13 protein-coding genes and 1 pseudogene are annotated in these 15,351 nt (G+C 53.3%); 6 read left to right on the top strand and 8 right to left on the bottom strand.

Features of this window, described 5'->3' with window-relative positions:
• Position 1 precedes the first annotated feature (1 nt).
• Positions 2–1,393 carry a YfcC family protein gene (locus UNDKW_RS16035; RefSeq protein WP_162059483.1) on the top strand — a complete coding sequence of 464 codons (1,392 nt, stop codon included), beginning with the start codon at positions 2–4 and terminating at the stop codon, positions 1,391–1,393.
• Positions 1,394–1,408: 15 nt separating this feature from the next.
• Here UNDKW_RS16035 and phnE read toward each other — a convergent pair whose 3' ends face one another.
• From phnE to prpR, 8 genes and pseudogenes are all read right to left on the bottom strand, one after another.
• Positions 1,409–2,212: a phosphonate ABC transporter, permease protein PhnE gene (gene phnE / locus UNDKW_RS16030; protein WP_197892898.1), complete on the bottom strand. Its 804-nt coding sequence runs from the start codon at positions 2,210–2,212 to the stop codon at positions 1,409–1,411.
• A complete protein-coding gene (locus UNDKW_RS16025; RefSeq protein WP_162059482.1) occupies positions 2,209–3,048 on the bottom strand; it encodes an ABC transporter permease in 840 nt (279 codons plus the stop codon). Before UNDKW_RS16025 ends, phnE begins: the two co-directional genes overlap by 4 nt.
• Before the next feature lie 5 nt (positions 3,049–3,053).
• Positions 3,054–3,908, bottom strand: coding sequence for a phosphonate ABC transporter ATP-binding protein (locus UNDKW_RS16020; RefSeq protein ID WP_162059481.1), 855 nt, complete (start codon positions 3,906–3,908; stop codon positions 3,054–3,056).
• 11 nt (positions 3,909–3,919) lie between these two features.
• Entirely contained in the window at positions 3,920–4,753 is an 834-nt protein-coding gene (locus UNDKW_RS16015; RefSeq protein ID WP_162061969.1) for a putative selenate ABC transporter substrate-binding protein, read from the bottom strand.
• Positions 4,754–4,875: 122 nt separating this feature from the next.
• A complete protein-coding gene (locus UNDKW_RS16010; RefSeq protein WP_162059480.1) occupies positions 4,876–5,898 on the bottom strand; it encodes a GGDEF domain-containing protein in 1,023 nt (340 codons plus the stop codon).
• On the bottom strand, positions 5,899–6,510 hold the full coding sequence (locus tag UNDKW_RS16005; protein ID WP_162059479.1) for a chemotaxis protein CheC: 612 nt from the start codon (positions 6,508–6,510) through the stop codon (positions 5,899–5,901).
• Entirely contained in the window at positions 6,507–6,872 is a 366-nt protein-coding gene (locus UNDKW_RS16000) for a response regulator transcription factor (protein WP_162059478.1), read from the bottom strand. Before UNDKW_RS16000 ends, UNDKW_RS16005 begins: the two co-directional genes overlap by 4 nt.
• A 116-nt stretch (positions 6,873–6,988) precedes the next feature.
• Positions 6,989–8,601, bottom strand: a pseudogene (gene prpR / locus UNDKW_RS15995) (propionate catabolism operon regulatory protein PrpR).
• Positions 8,602–8,809: 208 nt separating this feature from the next.
• Here prpR and prpB point away from each other — a divergent pair.
• The 5 genes from prpB to prpF all read left to right on the top strand — a co-directional run bounded on the left by prpB (position 8,810) and on the right by prpF (position 15,350).
• Positions 8,810–9,700, top strand: a complete 891-nt coding sequence (gene prpB, locus UNDKW_RS15990; protein ID WP_162059477.1) for a methylisocitrate lyase — start codon at positions 8,810–8,812, stop codon at positions 9,698–9,700.
• Positions 9,701–9,785: 85 nt separating this feature from the next.
• The gene (gene prpC, locus UNDKW_RS15985) at positions 9,786–10,934 is read left to right on the top strand and encodes a 2-methylcitrate synthase (RefSeq protein ID WP_162059476.1); all 1,149 of its coding nucleotides are present in this window, start codon (positions 9,786–9,788) and stop codon (positions 10,932–10,934) included.
• Positions 10,935–10,967: 33 nt separating this feature from the next.
• Positions 10,968–11,441 (top strand): GNAT family N-acetyltransferase, encoded by a 474-nt coding sequence (locus UNDKW_RS15980; protein ID WP_162041958.1) that lies wholly within the window; start codon positions 10,968–10,970, stop codon positions 11,439–11,441.
• Positions 11,442–11,481: 40 nt separating this feature from the next.
• Positions 11,482–14,076, top strand: coding sequence for a Fe/S-dependent 2-methylisocitrate dehydratase AcnD (acnD, locus tag UNDKW_RS15975; protein ID WP_162059475.1), 2,595 nt, complete (start codon positions 11,482–11,484; stop codon positions 14,074–14,076).
• A gap of 89 nt (positions 14,077–14,165) precedes the next feature.
• The gene (gene prpF, locus UNDKW_RS15970) at positions 14,166–15,350 is read left to right on the top strand and encodes a 2-methylaconitate cis-trans isomerase PrpF (protein ID WP_162059474.1); all 1,185 of its coding nucleotides are present in this window, start codon (positions 14,166–14,168) and stop codon (positions 15,348–15,350) included.
• Position 15,351 lies beyond the last annotated feature (1 nt).

The raw sequence follows: 15,351 nt of genomic DNA, 5'->3' as shown, positions 1-15,351 counted from the left end.
CATGCTGAAAAAACTCAGATTACCGAATACCTTTGTTCTGCTGTTTTCCTTGCTGTCACTGATCGCGCTGGCTACCTGGCTGGTACCCGGTGGTAAATATGATACCCATGTGGTGAATGGCAAGACGCTGATAGATCCTGCCAGCTTTCATTATGTCACCAGCAATCCGCAAGGTGCTGTGGCCCTGATGATGGCGCCGATCAAGGGCTTTGTTGAAGCGGCATTGATCATCGGCTTTGTACTCATCGTTGGTGGTGCTTTCGCGGTCTTGCAAAAGACCGAAGCAATTGATGCCATGATCAAATCCGTGGCTCGTGCGCACACGCATTCAACCCTTGTCAGGGCAGGCATCATTCCCTTGTTCGTAACGCTATTTTCTTTGGGCGGGGCGACCTTTGGCATGGCAGAAGAAGCCATACCTTTCGTCATGATCTTTATCCCGCTGGCCCTGGCACTTGGCTATGACTCGGTGATAGGCGTATCAATACCCTTCGTTGGCTCGCAAGTCGGGTTTGCAGCGGCGTTCCTGAATCCTTTTAATGTTGGTATTGCCCAGGGGATTGCGGGTGTACCGCTGTTTTCTGGCATAGGTTTCCGGCTTGTTGCGTGGTTGCTGGCGACAGTCGTGACTATTGTTTTTCTCAGCTGGTATGCAGCACGTATCAAGAAAAATCCACAATTAAGCCCAACCTTTGTTCTTGATGAAGAAAAACGCAAGAATCTCAGGATCGATGAATTCACCAGTTTTACCGGGATGACAGCTACTCACAAGGCGGTGCTATGCATGTTTCTGCTGACTCTCATTACCATGGTCGTGGGAGTCGTTAAATACAGCTGGTATATAGAAGAGATTGCTGCTCTGTTCCTGGTCATGGCCATCCTGGTAGGCATAGTCGGCAAGCTCAACGCTGACAGTTTTGTCGAAGCTTTTATGCAAGGCGCGAAAGACCTGGTGACCACTGCACTGGTGATAGCCCTGGCACGCGGCACCATGATACTGGCGCGGGACGCGAATATCATTGACACGATGTTGAACTTCCTCATGCCGTTCGTGCAGTCCTCACATCCCATCTTCGCTGCACACAAGATGTTTGTGATCCAGTCTGTCATCAATTTCTTTATCCATTCCGGCAGCGGGCAGGCGGCACTGACCATGCCCATCATGGCACCTCTGGCTGACCTGGTTGGTGTGAGCAGACAGACGGCGATACTGGCATTTCAGTTTGGTGAATTCACGACACCGATGATACCGACATCCGGCATTACCGTTGGCGTGCTGGCGCTGGCACGCATACCCTGGGCAACCTGGGCGAAGTGGATGATACCCTTGCAGTTGCTGTACTTTGTCCTGGCCCTGGGTTTGCTGGCTTTGTCTTGTGTGATCAGTTGGTAGTGCTAATGGGTAGTGTTAGTGCATCAACCAGCGCCGCACCGCGAAGCTCAATGCATCTACCAAGGCAACCAGTATCAGCATGGCGACGATAACCGTGGCGGCGGTCTGCATCTGGAATAGTGACAGATGGTACTTCAACATCTGCCCCAGACCGCCGGCCCCGACGACGCCCAAGATGGCGGCGGCGCGGATATTGTTTTCCCAGCGATACAGTGTATAAGACAGCATTTGCGGCAGGCTTTGTGGCAGTGTCGCATACAGGAAGGCATTGATGGCAGATGCACCGTTCAGGCGCAATGTGGATTCTGCGTGCGGCGCAGCGTTTTCCAATACTTCAGCAAACAGGCGGCCAAGTACGCCGGTAGTATGGGCGGCCAGCGCAATAGTACCTGCAAATGGGCCCAGGCCAGCGGCGATGAGCATAATGGACGCCCACACCAGTTCGGGGATGGCACGCGCCACATTTAAAAATAAACGCGTACTACTTTTTGCAGTTTTGCCAAAGCGCCCGCTGGCTGGCAGAGCCAGTAACAGACCCAGAATGGCGGCAATCAGGGTGCCCAGTGCCGACATGGCCAGGGTTTCAAAAGAAGCCAGCGCGGTTTTTGTCAGCAGGGCAGGGCTGACGTCAGGAGGCGCAAAGCCTAGCAAAAACTCCCAGGTTTTGCCTGTGGCATCGTCGCTGAACAGGGCGCGCCATTCGATATTCAGGCTGACAAAGCTGGCGATGACCAGCAAGATGATGCCCACACTTAATACCAGCTTGAGCGGACTGAATAGTGCCGGTGCAACTGGCATCTTGTTATCAAGTGCACTCATGCCAGTGCCTTGCGGAATAATTTACTGGCCAGGTCTGCAAGACCCACCAGCAGTACGAACACGATCAGCATGGTGGATACTTCCGCGCCAGACAGCATTTTCATGGATTCATCCATGCGCTGACCCAGGCCACCAGCACCGACAAAGCCCATGACGACAGAGCCGCGTATCGCGCATTCCCAGCGATAGATGGTGTAGGAAATCAGTTCTGGTGCGGCATTTGGCAATGCACCATACAGAAATGCTGTCAGGCGGCTGCTGCCATTCCTGAGCAGGCTGTCGGTGGCGTGGGCATCACTGGCTTCCAGTATTTCGGCATAGACCTTGCCCAGCATGCCTGCATAAGTCAGGGCGATGGCAAATACGCCCGCAGTCGGCCCCAGCCCGACCAGCCGCACGAACAGCAAGGCCCAGACCAGCTCGGGCACGCTGCGTAGCAAGACCAGCATCCAGCGCACGAGCTGGCGCAACAGTCTGGCCATGCCATGCATGCGCCCGCTACCTATGCGTGAGATCGATAAATGCTCGTTGACGATCAGGGTCATGGGAATGGCCCCCAGCAGCGCCAGCGTCAGGCCTGCCGTGGCAATGGCAATGGTTTGCCAGCTTGCCTCCAGCACGATGAGTAAAAATTCCGTGGAATGCGCTGGTGGAAAAAAACCGGACAGGAAGCGCCATGCTGCGCCCAGGCTTTGTGCATCGATCAGTTGCCAGGGTTTGAATTCAGTGATTTGCAGCATGGGCCAGAGCAGCACCAACATGCCCAAGCTGACTGTCACCCGCATGCGCCATGCGGGATCATGTTGTATCTCTGGATGACTCTCCTGCTGTGTCATCGTGCTTAAAAACAGCGGGGAGCGTCAGAGAAATCAGCCTGATCCGGCGCAGCCATATCCAATGACTGTTGCCGGGGACTGCCCGTGTTCCGGTACAGGTCGGCGATCATCTGGTCATCGACCTTGTCGCTGTCGAACAGGATTTTACCGGCGCGCAAGCCTATGATGCGCGGGAAGTGCTGGCGCGCCAGCTCCACCTGATGCAGGCTGCAGATCAGCGTCGCATTGCGTTGCTTTGCTTCCTGCTGAAGGGTGTTCAAGGTTTGCAGCGCCAGCGCCGGGTCGAGTGCAGACAAGGGTTCATCAACCAACAAGAGACTGGCGTCGGACAAGAGCAGGCGTGCCAGCCCACAGCGCTGCCGCTCACCGCCAGACAGTTTATCGACCCTGGCATAGAGCTTATGTTGCAGATCAAATCGCTGCAAGGCTTGCCAGGCGGCCAGCGGGTCGGTGGGCTTGATCAGATTGCGTAACGCCTGCGCCAGTGTCCAGTGCGGCAGGCGTCCGGCCAGCACCGCAGTTACGACGCGCTGGCGTGCAGGTAACGGCGGTGTTTGTGGTGCAAGAAACAAGTGAGGGCGCAAGGCATGGCGCGCCGTGTGCGACAGGGCCCATACATCCTGCTCCATGAACTGGAATTGTCCACTGGCCGGTTGCTGGGCCGCAGCCAGGGTATGTAGCAGCGTGGTTTTGCCGGCACCAGACGGGCCTATGATGGCAATTTGCTCACCCTGGGCTACTGTCAGGTTCAGGCTCTCAAGTAGGTATTGCTGTTGCCCTTGCCCTGCCACCGGTGCAGTGTGTGCCGCACCGGGAAAAGCCACACTCAATTGCTGCAAGCGCAGCTGTACTGTAGCCATTACTGCCGGCATTACTTCAGCAGGCCTGCATTATGGGCTGCCGCTTCTATGGCTTTGTAGTTGTCAGCCCTGGTGGGGATGAAACGGGTGGCACGTTGTAGCTCAAGTATTTCTTTGTCTTGCGGGTTGGCTGGATCAAGGTTCAGGAAGGCATCGCTGATCTTCTTGCGCAAGTCGGCAGGCATGTCGGCACGTACTGACCAGTTGTAGTCATAGTAGCCAGGGGTAGTGTAGAACACATGCACCAGCTTGGTATCGACCTTGCCCTGCGCCAACAGTTTTTCCCAGACTGAGATATTCAGGGCGCCAGCATCTACCTTGCCACCAGATACGGCAGCGACAGTCGCATCATGGGCGCCGGAAAAAGCGATGCGTTTCATGTCTGTATCAGGGTTGATCTTCGCGGCCAGCAAATAAGACCTTGGCATCAGATGGCCGGAAGTGGATGACTCAGAACCAAAGGTGAAGGTTTTGCCCTTGAGGTCTTCCAGCTTGGTAATATTTTTATCGGTAGTAATGAAGACCGATTTGAATTTTTCATCTTCTTCACGTTGCACCAGCGGTATGACCTGGTCTTTGCTGCGTACCTTGGCCTGCACGAAAGTGAAGCCACCAAACCAGACCATGTCCAGTTTCTTGTTGATCAGTCCTTCTACCGACGCGGCATAATCAGTGACGGGTATGAATTCTACCTTCATGCCCAGTTTCTTTTCCAGCATGGTACCCAGTGGTTTGAACTTGCGTTGTAATTCAGTTGGTGCTTCGTCAGGTATGGCGGATACACGCAAGACCTGTTGTGCTTGCGCCAGGCCCGTGAACGTCAATAAACCCAAGGCCACGATCATGCAGCGACGGGATACGGAAAAACATGAAACAGAATTCGTCATAATATGTCCTTATATGCTCTAAAACGCGTGGGGCAATCAGTGGCAGGCCCGCATTAGTGGCCTGTATTCAATGGCATTTGTTAATGACTGATAGATTTATGCAGGGTGCCTGCGGGTGCTGTAGTTTGGGTATTGAATTGCTGCAGGGGCAGAAAATAGCTTTGATTGCGGCCAGCCTTTTTGGCTTCATAGAGTGCTGCGTCAGCGCACTTGAGCAAGGCATTGGCATCAACGTCTGGATGCTTGTGGTAATTGCTAAAGCCTATGCTGACGCTGATGCGCTGGCTGATGTGTGATTTGAAATGCGGTATGTTCAGATCCCAGACTGCAGTACGCAGTTTTTCTGCAAACAGCATGGCTATGTCCGGTGCCATGTTAGGAAGCATCAGGATGAATTCCTCACCGCCGAAACGTGCCAGCACATCAGTCGCCCTGAGTAATTGCTTGCGCAGGGCTGCGGCCACCTGTATCAAGGCTTTGTCACCGGCCACATGGCCATAGTTATCGTTGTATTCCTTGAAGTAATCTATATCGACCATGAAGACTGTCAGGGGAACATGATGGCGAACCGCATGGCCGATGGCCATCTTGTAGTGTTCATCAAAGAAACGGCGGTTATAGATGCCGGTCAGGCTATCGGTCGTGGCTTCACGCTTTAATACTTCAGAATGCGTGCGCAGGATTTTTTCGCGTTTGATCGAGGTCGTTGAATCACTGATCTGTATCAGGCACTGGCGTGCGCCGTCCTCTGCCGTGATCGGCGTGATGGTAACAGACTGGTCTATCCGTTTTTTCTCAACTTCCTGTTCGCCACGCTGAAACAGGGGTAAAGGGGAGCGGTGCAGGGCATTCGACAAGACGACAGGCAAGCCATAGCTCAGGGTATTGGTAATTGCGCTTAATATGGCACGGCTGGGTAATTCTTCAAAGGCTTCAGATACATGTTTGCCCAAGGCCTGGCTGGCCGGGATGCCGCTATATCTCTCTACCCAGCCATTCCAGAGGAGTACTGTTTGGTCCGCATCAAGCACGATCAGCCCCAGGCTGATGGTATTCAATATCTCATCTACCCGGTAGGCAGAAGCAGGCATCAACTGCGCCATTTAAACAGCTCCCAGAAAGTGATCAAGCTGCGTCACCAAATCGGCCAGTGAAGTTGAACTTAGCAAGAAAATCAAATGTCCCTCGGAATGACGGCTTTCTATCGCCAGGTCAATATGCAGCAGCAGGACATAGGGCTGTTGAGCATCATTGCTGACGCGACGGAAAATTTCCTCAGTACTGGCAACGGAGTAATCTGGCAATGAACAATTCAAAGGAATATTTAGCATATCCGCCATTGCTGACAAGCAGGCATTGAGGATAATGTTGCCCAGTTCGCACATCGCTTCCTGTTCAAATTCGGCAAGGTCTTCGAGGCTGATTTGCGAGCCCATCATGTCGCGCACGATTTTGAGTGCATGTTCCTCAGTGAACAGCAGGATGGCGTCTGCTTCAAAAGAGCCGCTGAAAGTTTGGTGTACTGCACCAAAGCGATCACTCTGCAAACCCATGGAAGAAACATCTATTTCTGAGGACTTGCGAATTTCGACCGAGGGAACAGAAAGGCGAACTTCTTCACCGACAATATCGCTGAGGCTGGCAGCAGCCCTGCCAGCGCCGACATTGAAGACCTCGCTTAATGCATCGAGATGAAGTTCGGTGAGGGAATTCATTTGCCGCTCGCGAAATAATTGAGGACGATAGTGATGGACTTTTCAGTCACCGGCTTGGCGACAAAGATGGTGCCTATGGAGGTGGCCCTGTTTTGCATGGTGTCCTGCACATTCGCGGAAAAAATGGCGATGCGCACTTCGGGGTGTTGCTGCAAAATTTGCTCTGCAGCATCAGTACCCAACATGCCTGGCATATTGATGTCCATGGTGCAAAAGTCTGGTTTGTTCTCTGCGGCTGACTTGATGGCGTCTTCACCAGTGCCCGCCTCAAAAAACTCCCAGTCTGGGTGCACTGCTTTGACGTGTGCACGAATCACCATGCGGGAGACTTTACTATCGTCAACAATTAGTAGTTTTTTCATAATATTTTTTATGCAAGATAAACGCACCCAAAGATTGTGAGTGGCAGCGCAAATTCATTCTACCTTAGAGCGACACAAAATTCGCCCTCCAGATGATCAATTAATGTTTCAAATGATTACGTTTTTTGCTTGAGACGTCGCCACAAAGTCGTCCTGCTGATACCCAGGTAGTCTGCCGCCGCTTCCCGGTTGTGCTTGAATTTTTCCATGACCAGTTCCAGGGACTCTGGTGCTGCCAGATCGCCAGTGCTGGCTGGACTGCCCGACACCTCTGCACCGGGCTGTTGTTTATGTAGTTCAGGCAGGATTTTTGCCACAAAGGCAGGTGTCGGGGCTTGTAGGGGTTCTGCCGCCAGGAACAGGGCCAGGCGCTCCATGAGATTGCGTAATTCTCTTACATTTCCTGGCCAGTCGTAGGTTTGCAGCAGACTGCCGCAAGTGGCTATTTCTGCATGCAGGTTGGCGTGTGGTCTGGCACCCATGGCAGCCAGTGCATGCTTGAGGCACCATACTGCGAGGGGCAGCAGGTCGTCAGGACGCTGACGCAAGGGGGCAGATGCAGGCGTAATACAGCAAGGCGGAAATACAGGTCAGCACGAAACTTTCCTTCTTTTACCCGGCTTTCGAGGTCGCAATGGGTAGCGCTGATGATGCGCACATCTACGGGAATTGGGCGCATGCTGCCTACGCGGTTGATTTCGCGCTCTTCCAGCACCCTCAACAGGCGGGTTTGCAAAGTCAGTGGCATTTCGCCAATCTCATCGAGGAATACCGTGCCTCTGTGGGCAATCTCAAACAAACCTGCATGACCGCCACGCTTTGAGCCGGTGAAAGCCCCTTCTTCATAGCCAAACAATTCAGATTCCAGCAGGCTTTCAGCAATCGCACCGCAATTCACGGCAACAAAGGGCTGGCGTGCACGTGTGCTCTCCCTGTGCAAGGCCTGGGCTGCCAACTCCTTGCCTGTGCCTGTTTCACCTTGTAACAACACCGTTGCCGGGGAGCGGGCAAACAAGGCAATGGACTTGCGAGTTGCCTGCATGATAGCAGACTCGCCGCGCAAATCATTCAGGCCATGCTTGGCTCGTAATGATTCTGCCGCAGGGTGATGTCTGCCTCTGGCTGATTCCAGTCGCGTCAGACGGGCGATCTCCAGTGCATCGTCAAAAGCCTGGCGTATTGAGGTGGCAGAATACATGAAAATGCCAGTCAGCCCGGCTTCCTCCGCCAGGTCAGTAATCAGGCCCGCGCCGACGATGACCTTGGTGCCGCCCGCCTTGAGTTCACTGATCTGGGCCCGTGCATCTTCTTCAGTAACATAGGTGCGCTGCTCCAGCGGAAAACCGAAAGTGGTTTTGAAATCTGCCAGCTCAGGCATGGTCTCCTGGTAATTGATGAGGCCTATGGCTGGCGACACTTTGCGCGCTCTTGCCAGTGCCTGCATGACATCAAAGCCACTGGCCTTGGCGATAACGACAGGGACGGGCAGGCGGTTTTTGAGGTAAGCGCCATTCGAGCCTGCCGCGATGACGGCATCACATCTCTCGGTTTGCAGGCGTTCTTTCAGGTATTGCGCCGCTTCTTCAAAACCCATGTGTATGGGTTCTATATCGGCGCTGACGTCATACTCAACCATGATGTCACGGAACATATCGAACAGGCGCGAGATGGAGACTGTCCAGATGACAGGTTTGTCGTGGGTGTCGCGTAGTGCGGGAGGTTGTTTCATATATGTTTCAATTGATGTTTCATAATTCAATATGAAACATCATTATGAAACATAACTGCGTTACTGAACAGGATTTATTATCCTGGCTTGACGAATAAGTGTTTGATTTATATGCATATCAGACTGAAACAGTAGTGATCCCACGCATGCTGGCACACTGATTGCAATACGGATGCCAGAATCTGTTCATTAACCTGAAAGCATACACATGAGTACATACTCCGCAGGTGCCGCCTTCCGCAAGGCGATGCAGGAAGAATCCCCTCTGCAAGTCGTCGGTGCAATCAATGCCAACCATGCCTTGCTGGCTAAGCGTGCTGGTTTCAAGGCGATCTACCTTTCTGGCGGCGGTGTCGCTGCCGGCTCCCTGGGTTTGCCTGACCTGGGTATTTCCAATCTTGACGATGTCCTGACCGATGTACGCCGCATTACCGATGTTTGCGACCTGCCTTTGCTGGTCGATGTGGATACCGGTTTTGGTTCCTCTGCCTTCAATGTGGCGCGCACTGTCAAATCCATGATCAAGTTTGGCGCTGCCGCGATCCATATCGAAGACCAGGTAGGTGCCAAGCGCTGCGGCCATCGTCCTGGCAAGGAAATTGTCAGCAAACAGGAAATGGTGGACCGCGTAAAAGCTGCAGTCGATGCGCGTACTGACGACAACTTCGTCATCATGGCGCGTACTGACGCGCTGGCAGTTGAAGGTCTGGACGCAGCGATAGACCGCGCCCTGGCATGCGTAGAAGCAGGCGCCGATATGATCTTCCCGGAAGCGATCACTGAACTGGCGATGTACAAGCAATTCGCCAATGCCGTCAAAGTACCTATCCTGGCAAACATCACTGAATTTGGTGCTACTCCTTTATATTCGGTCCAAGAACTGGCCGCTGTGGATGTGGGCCTGGTCTTGTATCCATTGTCCGCTTTCCGTGCCATGAACAAGGCTGCAGAAAACGTTTATGGCGCGATACGCCGTGATGGCACGCAAAAGAATGTCGTCGATACCATGCAGACCCGTATGGAATTGTATGAACGCATCAATTACCACGACTTTGAACAAAAGCTCGATGCTCTGTTTGCTCAGCAAAAAGCCAAATAATAATGATATAAGCTGTCCCGTCCTTGCGCTGCATCAAGCTGGAGGGTGGGAACAGCCCTGAATATGAACCTCTGGAGAAATAATCATGACTGAAGCAGTTCCTTTCAAACCTAAGAAATCCGTTGCCCTGTCTGGCGTTACTGCTGGTAATACTGCCCTGTGTACTGTAGGCAAAACCGGTAACGACCTGCATTACCGCGGCTACGACATCCTGGATGTGGCTGACACCTGCGAGTTTGAAGAAATTGCCCATTTGCTGGTGCATGGCAAATTGCCTACCGTCGCAGAATTGCGTGGCTACAAAGCCAAGCTGAAAGCCTTGCGCGGCTTGCCAGCCAATGTCAAGGCAGCACTGGAATGGCTGCCTGCATCGTCCCACCCTATGGATGTCATGCGCACTGGTGTGTCTGCACTGGGTTGTGTGTTGCCAGAAAAAGATGATCACAATACCCCGGGCGCACGCGACATCGCTGACCGCCTGATGGCATCGCTGGGCTCCATGCTGCTGTACTGGTACCACTACAGCCATAATGGCAAACGCATAGAGACAGAAACTGATGATGAATCCATAGGTGGTCATTTCCTGCATCTGCTGCATGGCGAAAAACCAAGCGCATCATGGGAAAAAGCCATGCATACCTCATTGATACTGTATGCAGAGCATGAGTTCAATGCATCCACCTTTACTGGCCGCGTCATTGCTGGCACAGGTTCTGACATGTATTCCGCCATTACTGGCGCGATCGGCGCTTTGCGCGGCCCTAAACATGGCGGCGCGAATGAAGTCGCGTTTGAAATCCAGAAGCGTTATGACAATCCTGACGAAGCAGAAGCCGATATCAAGAAGCGCGTAGAAAACAAGGAAGTCGTGATCGGTTTCGGTCACCCTGTGTATACCATCTCTGATCCACGTAACAAGGTCATCAAGGAAGTGGCGCGCAACCTCTCCAAAGAAGCCGGCGCGATGAAGATGTTTGATATTGCTGAACGTCTGGAAACCGTGATGTGGGATATCAAAAAGATGTTCCCTAACCTGGACTGGTTCTCTGCCGTGTCTTATCACATGATGGGTGTGCCAACTGCGATGTTCACACCTTTGTTCGTGATCGCCCGCACATCCGGCTGGGCGGCGCACATTATAGAACAGCGTATCGACAACAAGATCATTCGTCCTAGTGCCAATTATGTAGGTCCTGAAGACCTGAAATTTGTTCCATTGAGTAAACGCAAATAAATCAACGAGCATAAATAAGCCAGAGGTTGCAAGATGAAAGTGCAGGCAGACCTTTCTAAGCTCAGCATCAGACGCGCTGTGAAGCAGGATCTGCCGCGCCTGCTGGAACTCATCGCCGATGATGATCTGGGCAAAAATCGTGAAGGCGTCGGGTCGGATGCGGCATGTTATGCAGAAGCCTTTGACCGTATAACAGCTGACGACAACCAGTTCCTGATGGTGGCCGAGATGGATGGTCGCATCATTGCGATGCAGCAGGTCACTTTCATCCCCGGCCTGAGCAGAAAAGGCGCTACCCGCGCCATGATAGAAAGCGTGCGGGTTGATGGCTATCTGCGCGGCCAGGGCATAGGCCACTGGTTCATAGAGCAGGCAATACAACTGGCGCGCGAACGGGGTTGCCAGCTGGTGCAACTGACTAGCGACAAGAAGCGCATACAGGCGCACAGATTCTACGGAAGCATGGGCTTCACGGCGTCCCATGAAGGCTTCAAATTGCAACTCTGAGCTGTTTTACCCAATATTAATATCTAAGAAATAGCGAGCCATGAATACTCAATTCCGCAAGCCACTACCCGGTACCACCCTGGATTATTTCGATACACGTGCTGCCGTCGATGCTATCGTGCCTGGTGCGTATGACAAGTTGCCATACACTTCACGCGTACTGGCAGAAAACCTTGTGCGCCGCTGTGATCCCGCTACGCTGACTGATTCCCTGCGTCAGTTCATAGAACGCAAGCGCGACCTGGATTTTCCATGGTTCCCGGCGCGCGTGGTTTGCCATGACATCCTCGGCCAGACTGCCTTGGTCGATCTGGCTGGTTTGCGCGATGCGATAGCCTTGCAAGGCGGTGACCCTGCATTGGTCAATCCTGTCGTACCTACCCAACTGGTGGTCGATCATTCTCTGGCGGTTGAATGCGGTGGTTTTGATCCCGACGCTTTCGACAAGAATCGTGCGATTGAAGACAGGCGCAATGAAGACAGGTTTGATTTCATCAACTGGACCAAGAAGGCATTCAAGAATGTTGATGTGATCCCGCCTGGTAATGGCATTCTGCATCAGATCAATCTGGAACGCATGTCGCCGGTGGTGCAGGTCACAGACGGTGTCGCTTACCCGGATACTCTGGTGGGCACAGACAGCCATACCCCTATGGTGGATGCACTTGGTGTGATCGCGATTGGTGTTGGTGGCCTGGAAGCAGAAAGTGTCATGCTCGGTCGTGCATCCTGGATGCGTCTGCCAGACATTATTGGTGTGGAACTTACTGGCAAACCGCAGGAAGGTATCACCGCTACAGACACGGTGTTGGCATTGACAGAATTCTTGCGCAATCAAAAAGTCGTCTCGTCTTATCTGGAATTTTATGGCGAAGGTGCATCTCACCTGACCCTGGGTGACCGCGCCACTATTTCCAACATGGCACCTGAATTTGGTTCCACTGCGGCGATGTTCTACATCGATGAGCAAACCATCAAGTACCTGAAACTCACAGGCCGTGATGATGAACTCGTCAAGCTGGTAGAAACCTATGCCAAAGAAACCGGCCTGTGGGCAGATACTCTGAAGAATGCAGAATATGAACGCGTACTGAAGTTTGACCTGTCTTCTGTCGTGCGCAACATCGCTGGCCCATCCAACCCTCATAAGCGCGTGCCAACGTCTGAACTGGCAGCGCGCGGCATCAGTGGTACGGTAGAAAATGAGCCTGGCTTGATGCCAGACGGCGCCGTCATCATCGCTGCGATTACCAGCTGCACCAACACCAATAATCCACGCAATATGGTGGCTGCCGGTTTGCTGGCACGCAATGCCAACAAGCTGGGGCTGACTCGCAAACCCTGGGTCAAGAGTTCACTGGCCCCTGGTTCCAAGGCGGTGACCCTGTACCTCGAAGAAGCCAATCTCATGCCTGAGCTGGAACAATTGGGCTTTGGCGTGGTCGCTTACGCTTGCACATCCTGCAATGGCATGTCGGGTGCGCTTGATCCTGTCATCCAGAAAGAAATCATAGACCGTGATCTGTATGCGACGGCTGTGTTGTCGGGTAACCGCAATTTTGATGGCCGTATCCATCCGTATGCGCAACAGGCCTTCCTGGCTTCACCACCACTGGTAGTCGCATATGCGATTGCTGGCACTATCCGTTTTGATATCGAGAGAGATGTGCTGGGCCTGGATGCAGCAGGCAAGCCGGTGACCTTGAAAGATATCTGGCCTACGGATGAAGAGATTGATGCCGTGGTGGCTGCCAGCGTCAAGCCTGAGCAATTCCGTAAAGTGTATATCCCCATGTTTGCCAAACAGGCAGATGATGGCGAGAAAGTCAGCCCCCTTTATGACTGGCGTCCACAGACCACCTATATCCGTCGCCCACCGTATTGGGAAGGCGCGCTGGCAGGCGCGCGCAGCATGAAGGGCATGCGTGCGCTGGCAGTATTGGGTGACAACATCACGACTGATCATCTGTCACCATCAAACGCCATCATGCTCGACAGTGCCGCTGGTGAATACCTCGCCAAGATGGGCTTGCCAGAAGAGGATTTCAATTCTTATGCTACTCACCGTGGCGACCATTTGACGGCGCAACGTGCGACTTTCGCCAACCCGACTCTGAAAAATGAAATGGTCGTGGTTGATGGCAAGGTCAAGGCAGGTTCACTGGCACGTATAGAACCAGAAGGTCAGATCACTCGCATGTGGGAAGCGATCGAAACTTACATGGAACGCAAGCAGCCGCTGATCGTGATTGCCGGTGCCGATTATGGCCAGGGTTCTTCGCGTGACTGGGCCGCCAAGGGCGTGCGCCTGGCGGGTGTAGAAGTGATTGTCGCTGAAGGCTTTGAGCGCATACACCGCACCAACCTGGTGGGCATGGGTGTCTTGCCGCTGGAGTTCTTGCCAGGCGTGAACCGCCTGACGCTGAACATAGACGGCACAGAGACCTTTGACGTCATCGGTGATCGCATGCCGCGTGCAACCCTGACCCTGATCATCAACCGCAAGAATGGTGAATCAGTGGCAGTGCCTGTGCTGTGCCGCCTCGATACTGCAGAAGAAGTATCTATTTACGAAGCCGGTGGTGTCTTGCAGCGTTTTGCGCAAGACTTCCTGGAATCTGTCAAGGCTGCGTAAGTTTCATGCGATATATTTCCAGTGCTTTTCTTGATGGAAAAGTGCTGGATTTGAGTTGAATTAAAAAGAGAAATTTTAAAGAGAAGTATATGGCCCACCTCCCACAAATCAAAATCCCGGCGACCTATATGCGCGGTGGCACTAGCAAGGGCGTGTTTTTCCGCCTGCAGGATTTGCCTGAGGCTGCTCAGCAGCCAGGCGCAGCACGCGATGCATTGTTGTTGCGCGTAATAGGTAGCCCCGACCCTTACGGTAAACAGATCGATGGCATGGGTGGCGCAACTTCCAGTACCAGCAAGACTGTTATCCTCTCAAAAAGTAGCAAGCCTGATCATGATGTTGATTACCTGTTTGGTCAGGTGGCGATAGACAAGGCCTTTGTCGATTGGAGCGGCAATTGCGGCAACCTGTCTGCTGCAGTCGGTGCCTTTGCCATCAGCGCTGGCCTGGTTGATGCTGAACGTATTCCACAAAATGGTATCGCCACCATCCGTGTCTGGCAGGCAAATATCAGCAAGACTATTATTGCCCACGTACCGATGACTGATGGTGCAGTACAGGAGACTGGCGATTTTGAGCTCGATGGAGTGACCTTTCCGGCGGCAGAAGTCCAGCTCGAATTCATGGACCCGGCAGCCGATGAAGAGGGCGCAGGTGGCTCCATGTTCCCGACAGGTAATCTGGTCGATGATCTGGAAGTGCCTGGCGTGGGTGCGCTCAAGGCAACCATGATCAATGCCGGTATTCCCACGATCTTCATCAATGCAGAAGCGATAGGCTATACCGGTACAGAATTGCAGGACGCCATCAACAGTGATGTTAAGGCGCTGGCCATGTTTGAGACCATACGTGCCCACGGCGCGTTACGCATGGGCCTGATCAAGGATATCTCTGAAGCTGCACAACGTCAGCATACCCCCAAGGTAGCTTTTGTTGCCAAGGCTGCTGACTACACCTCATCCAGCGGCAAGCAAGTCCAGGCAGCGGATATCGATTTGCTGGTGCGCGCCCTGTCCATGGGCAAGCTGCATCATGCGATGATGGGTACTGCAGCGGTGGCCATCGGTACAGCGGCAGCGATACCAGGCACGCTGGTGAACCTTGCCGCTGGCGGTGGTGCACGCACTGCCGTGCGTTTTGGCCACCCGTCCGGTACTTTGCGGGTAGGTGCCGAGGCAACGCAAGTCAATGGCGAATGGAGTGTTACCAAGGCCATCATGAGTCGCAGTGCGCGCGTACTGATGGAAGGTTGGGTACGCGTACCCTCAGACTGAC

It is taken from the genome of Undibacterium sp. KW1 (assembly GCF_009937955.1).
In the GTDB taxonomy this organism is placed as follows: Bacteria; Pseudomonadota; Gammaproteobacteria; order Burkholderiales; family Burkholderiaceae_D; genus Undibacterium.
This window is presented reverse-complemented; position numbering and strand designations above follow the sequence as displayed.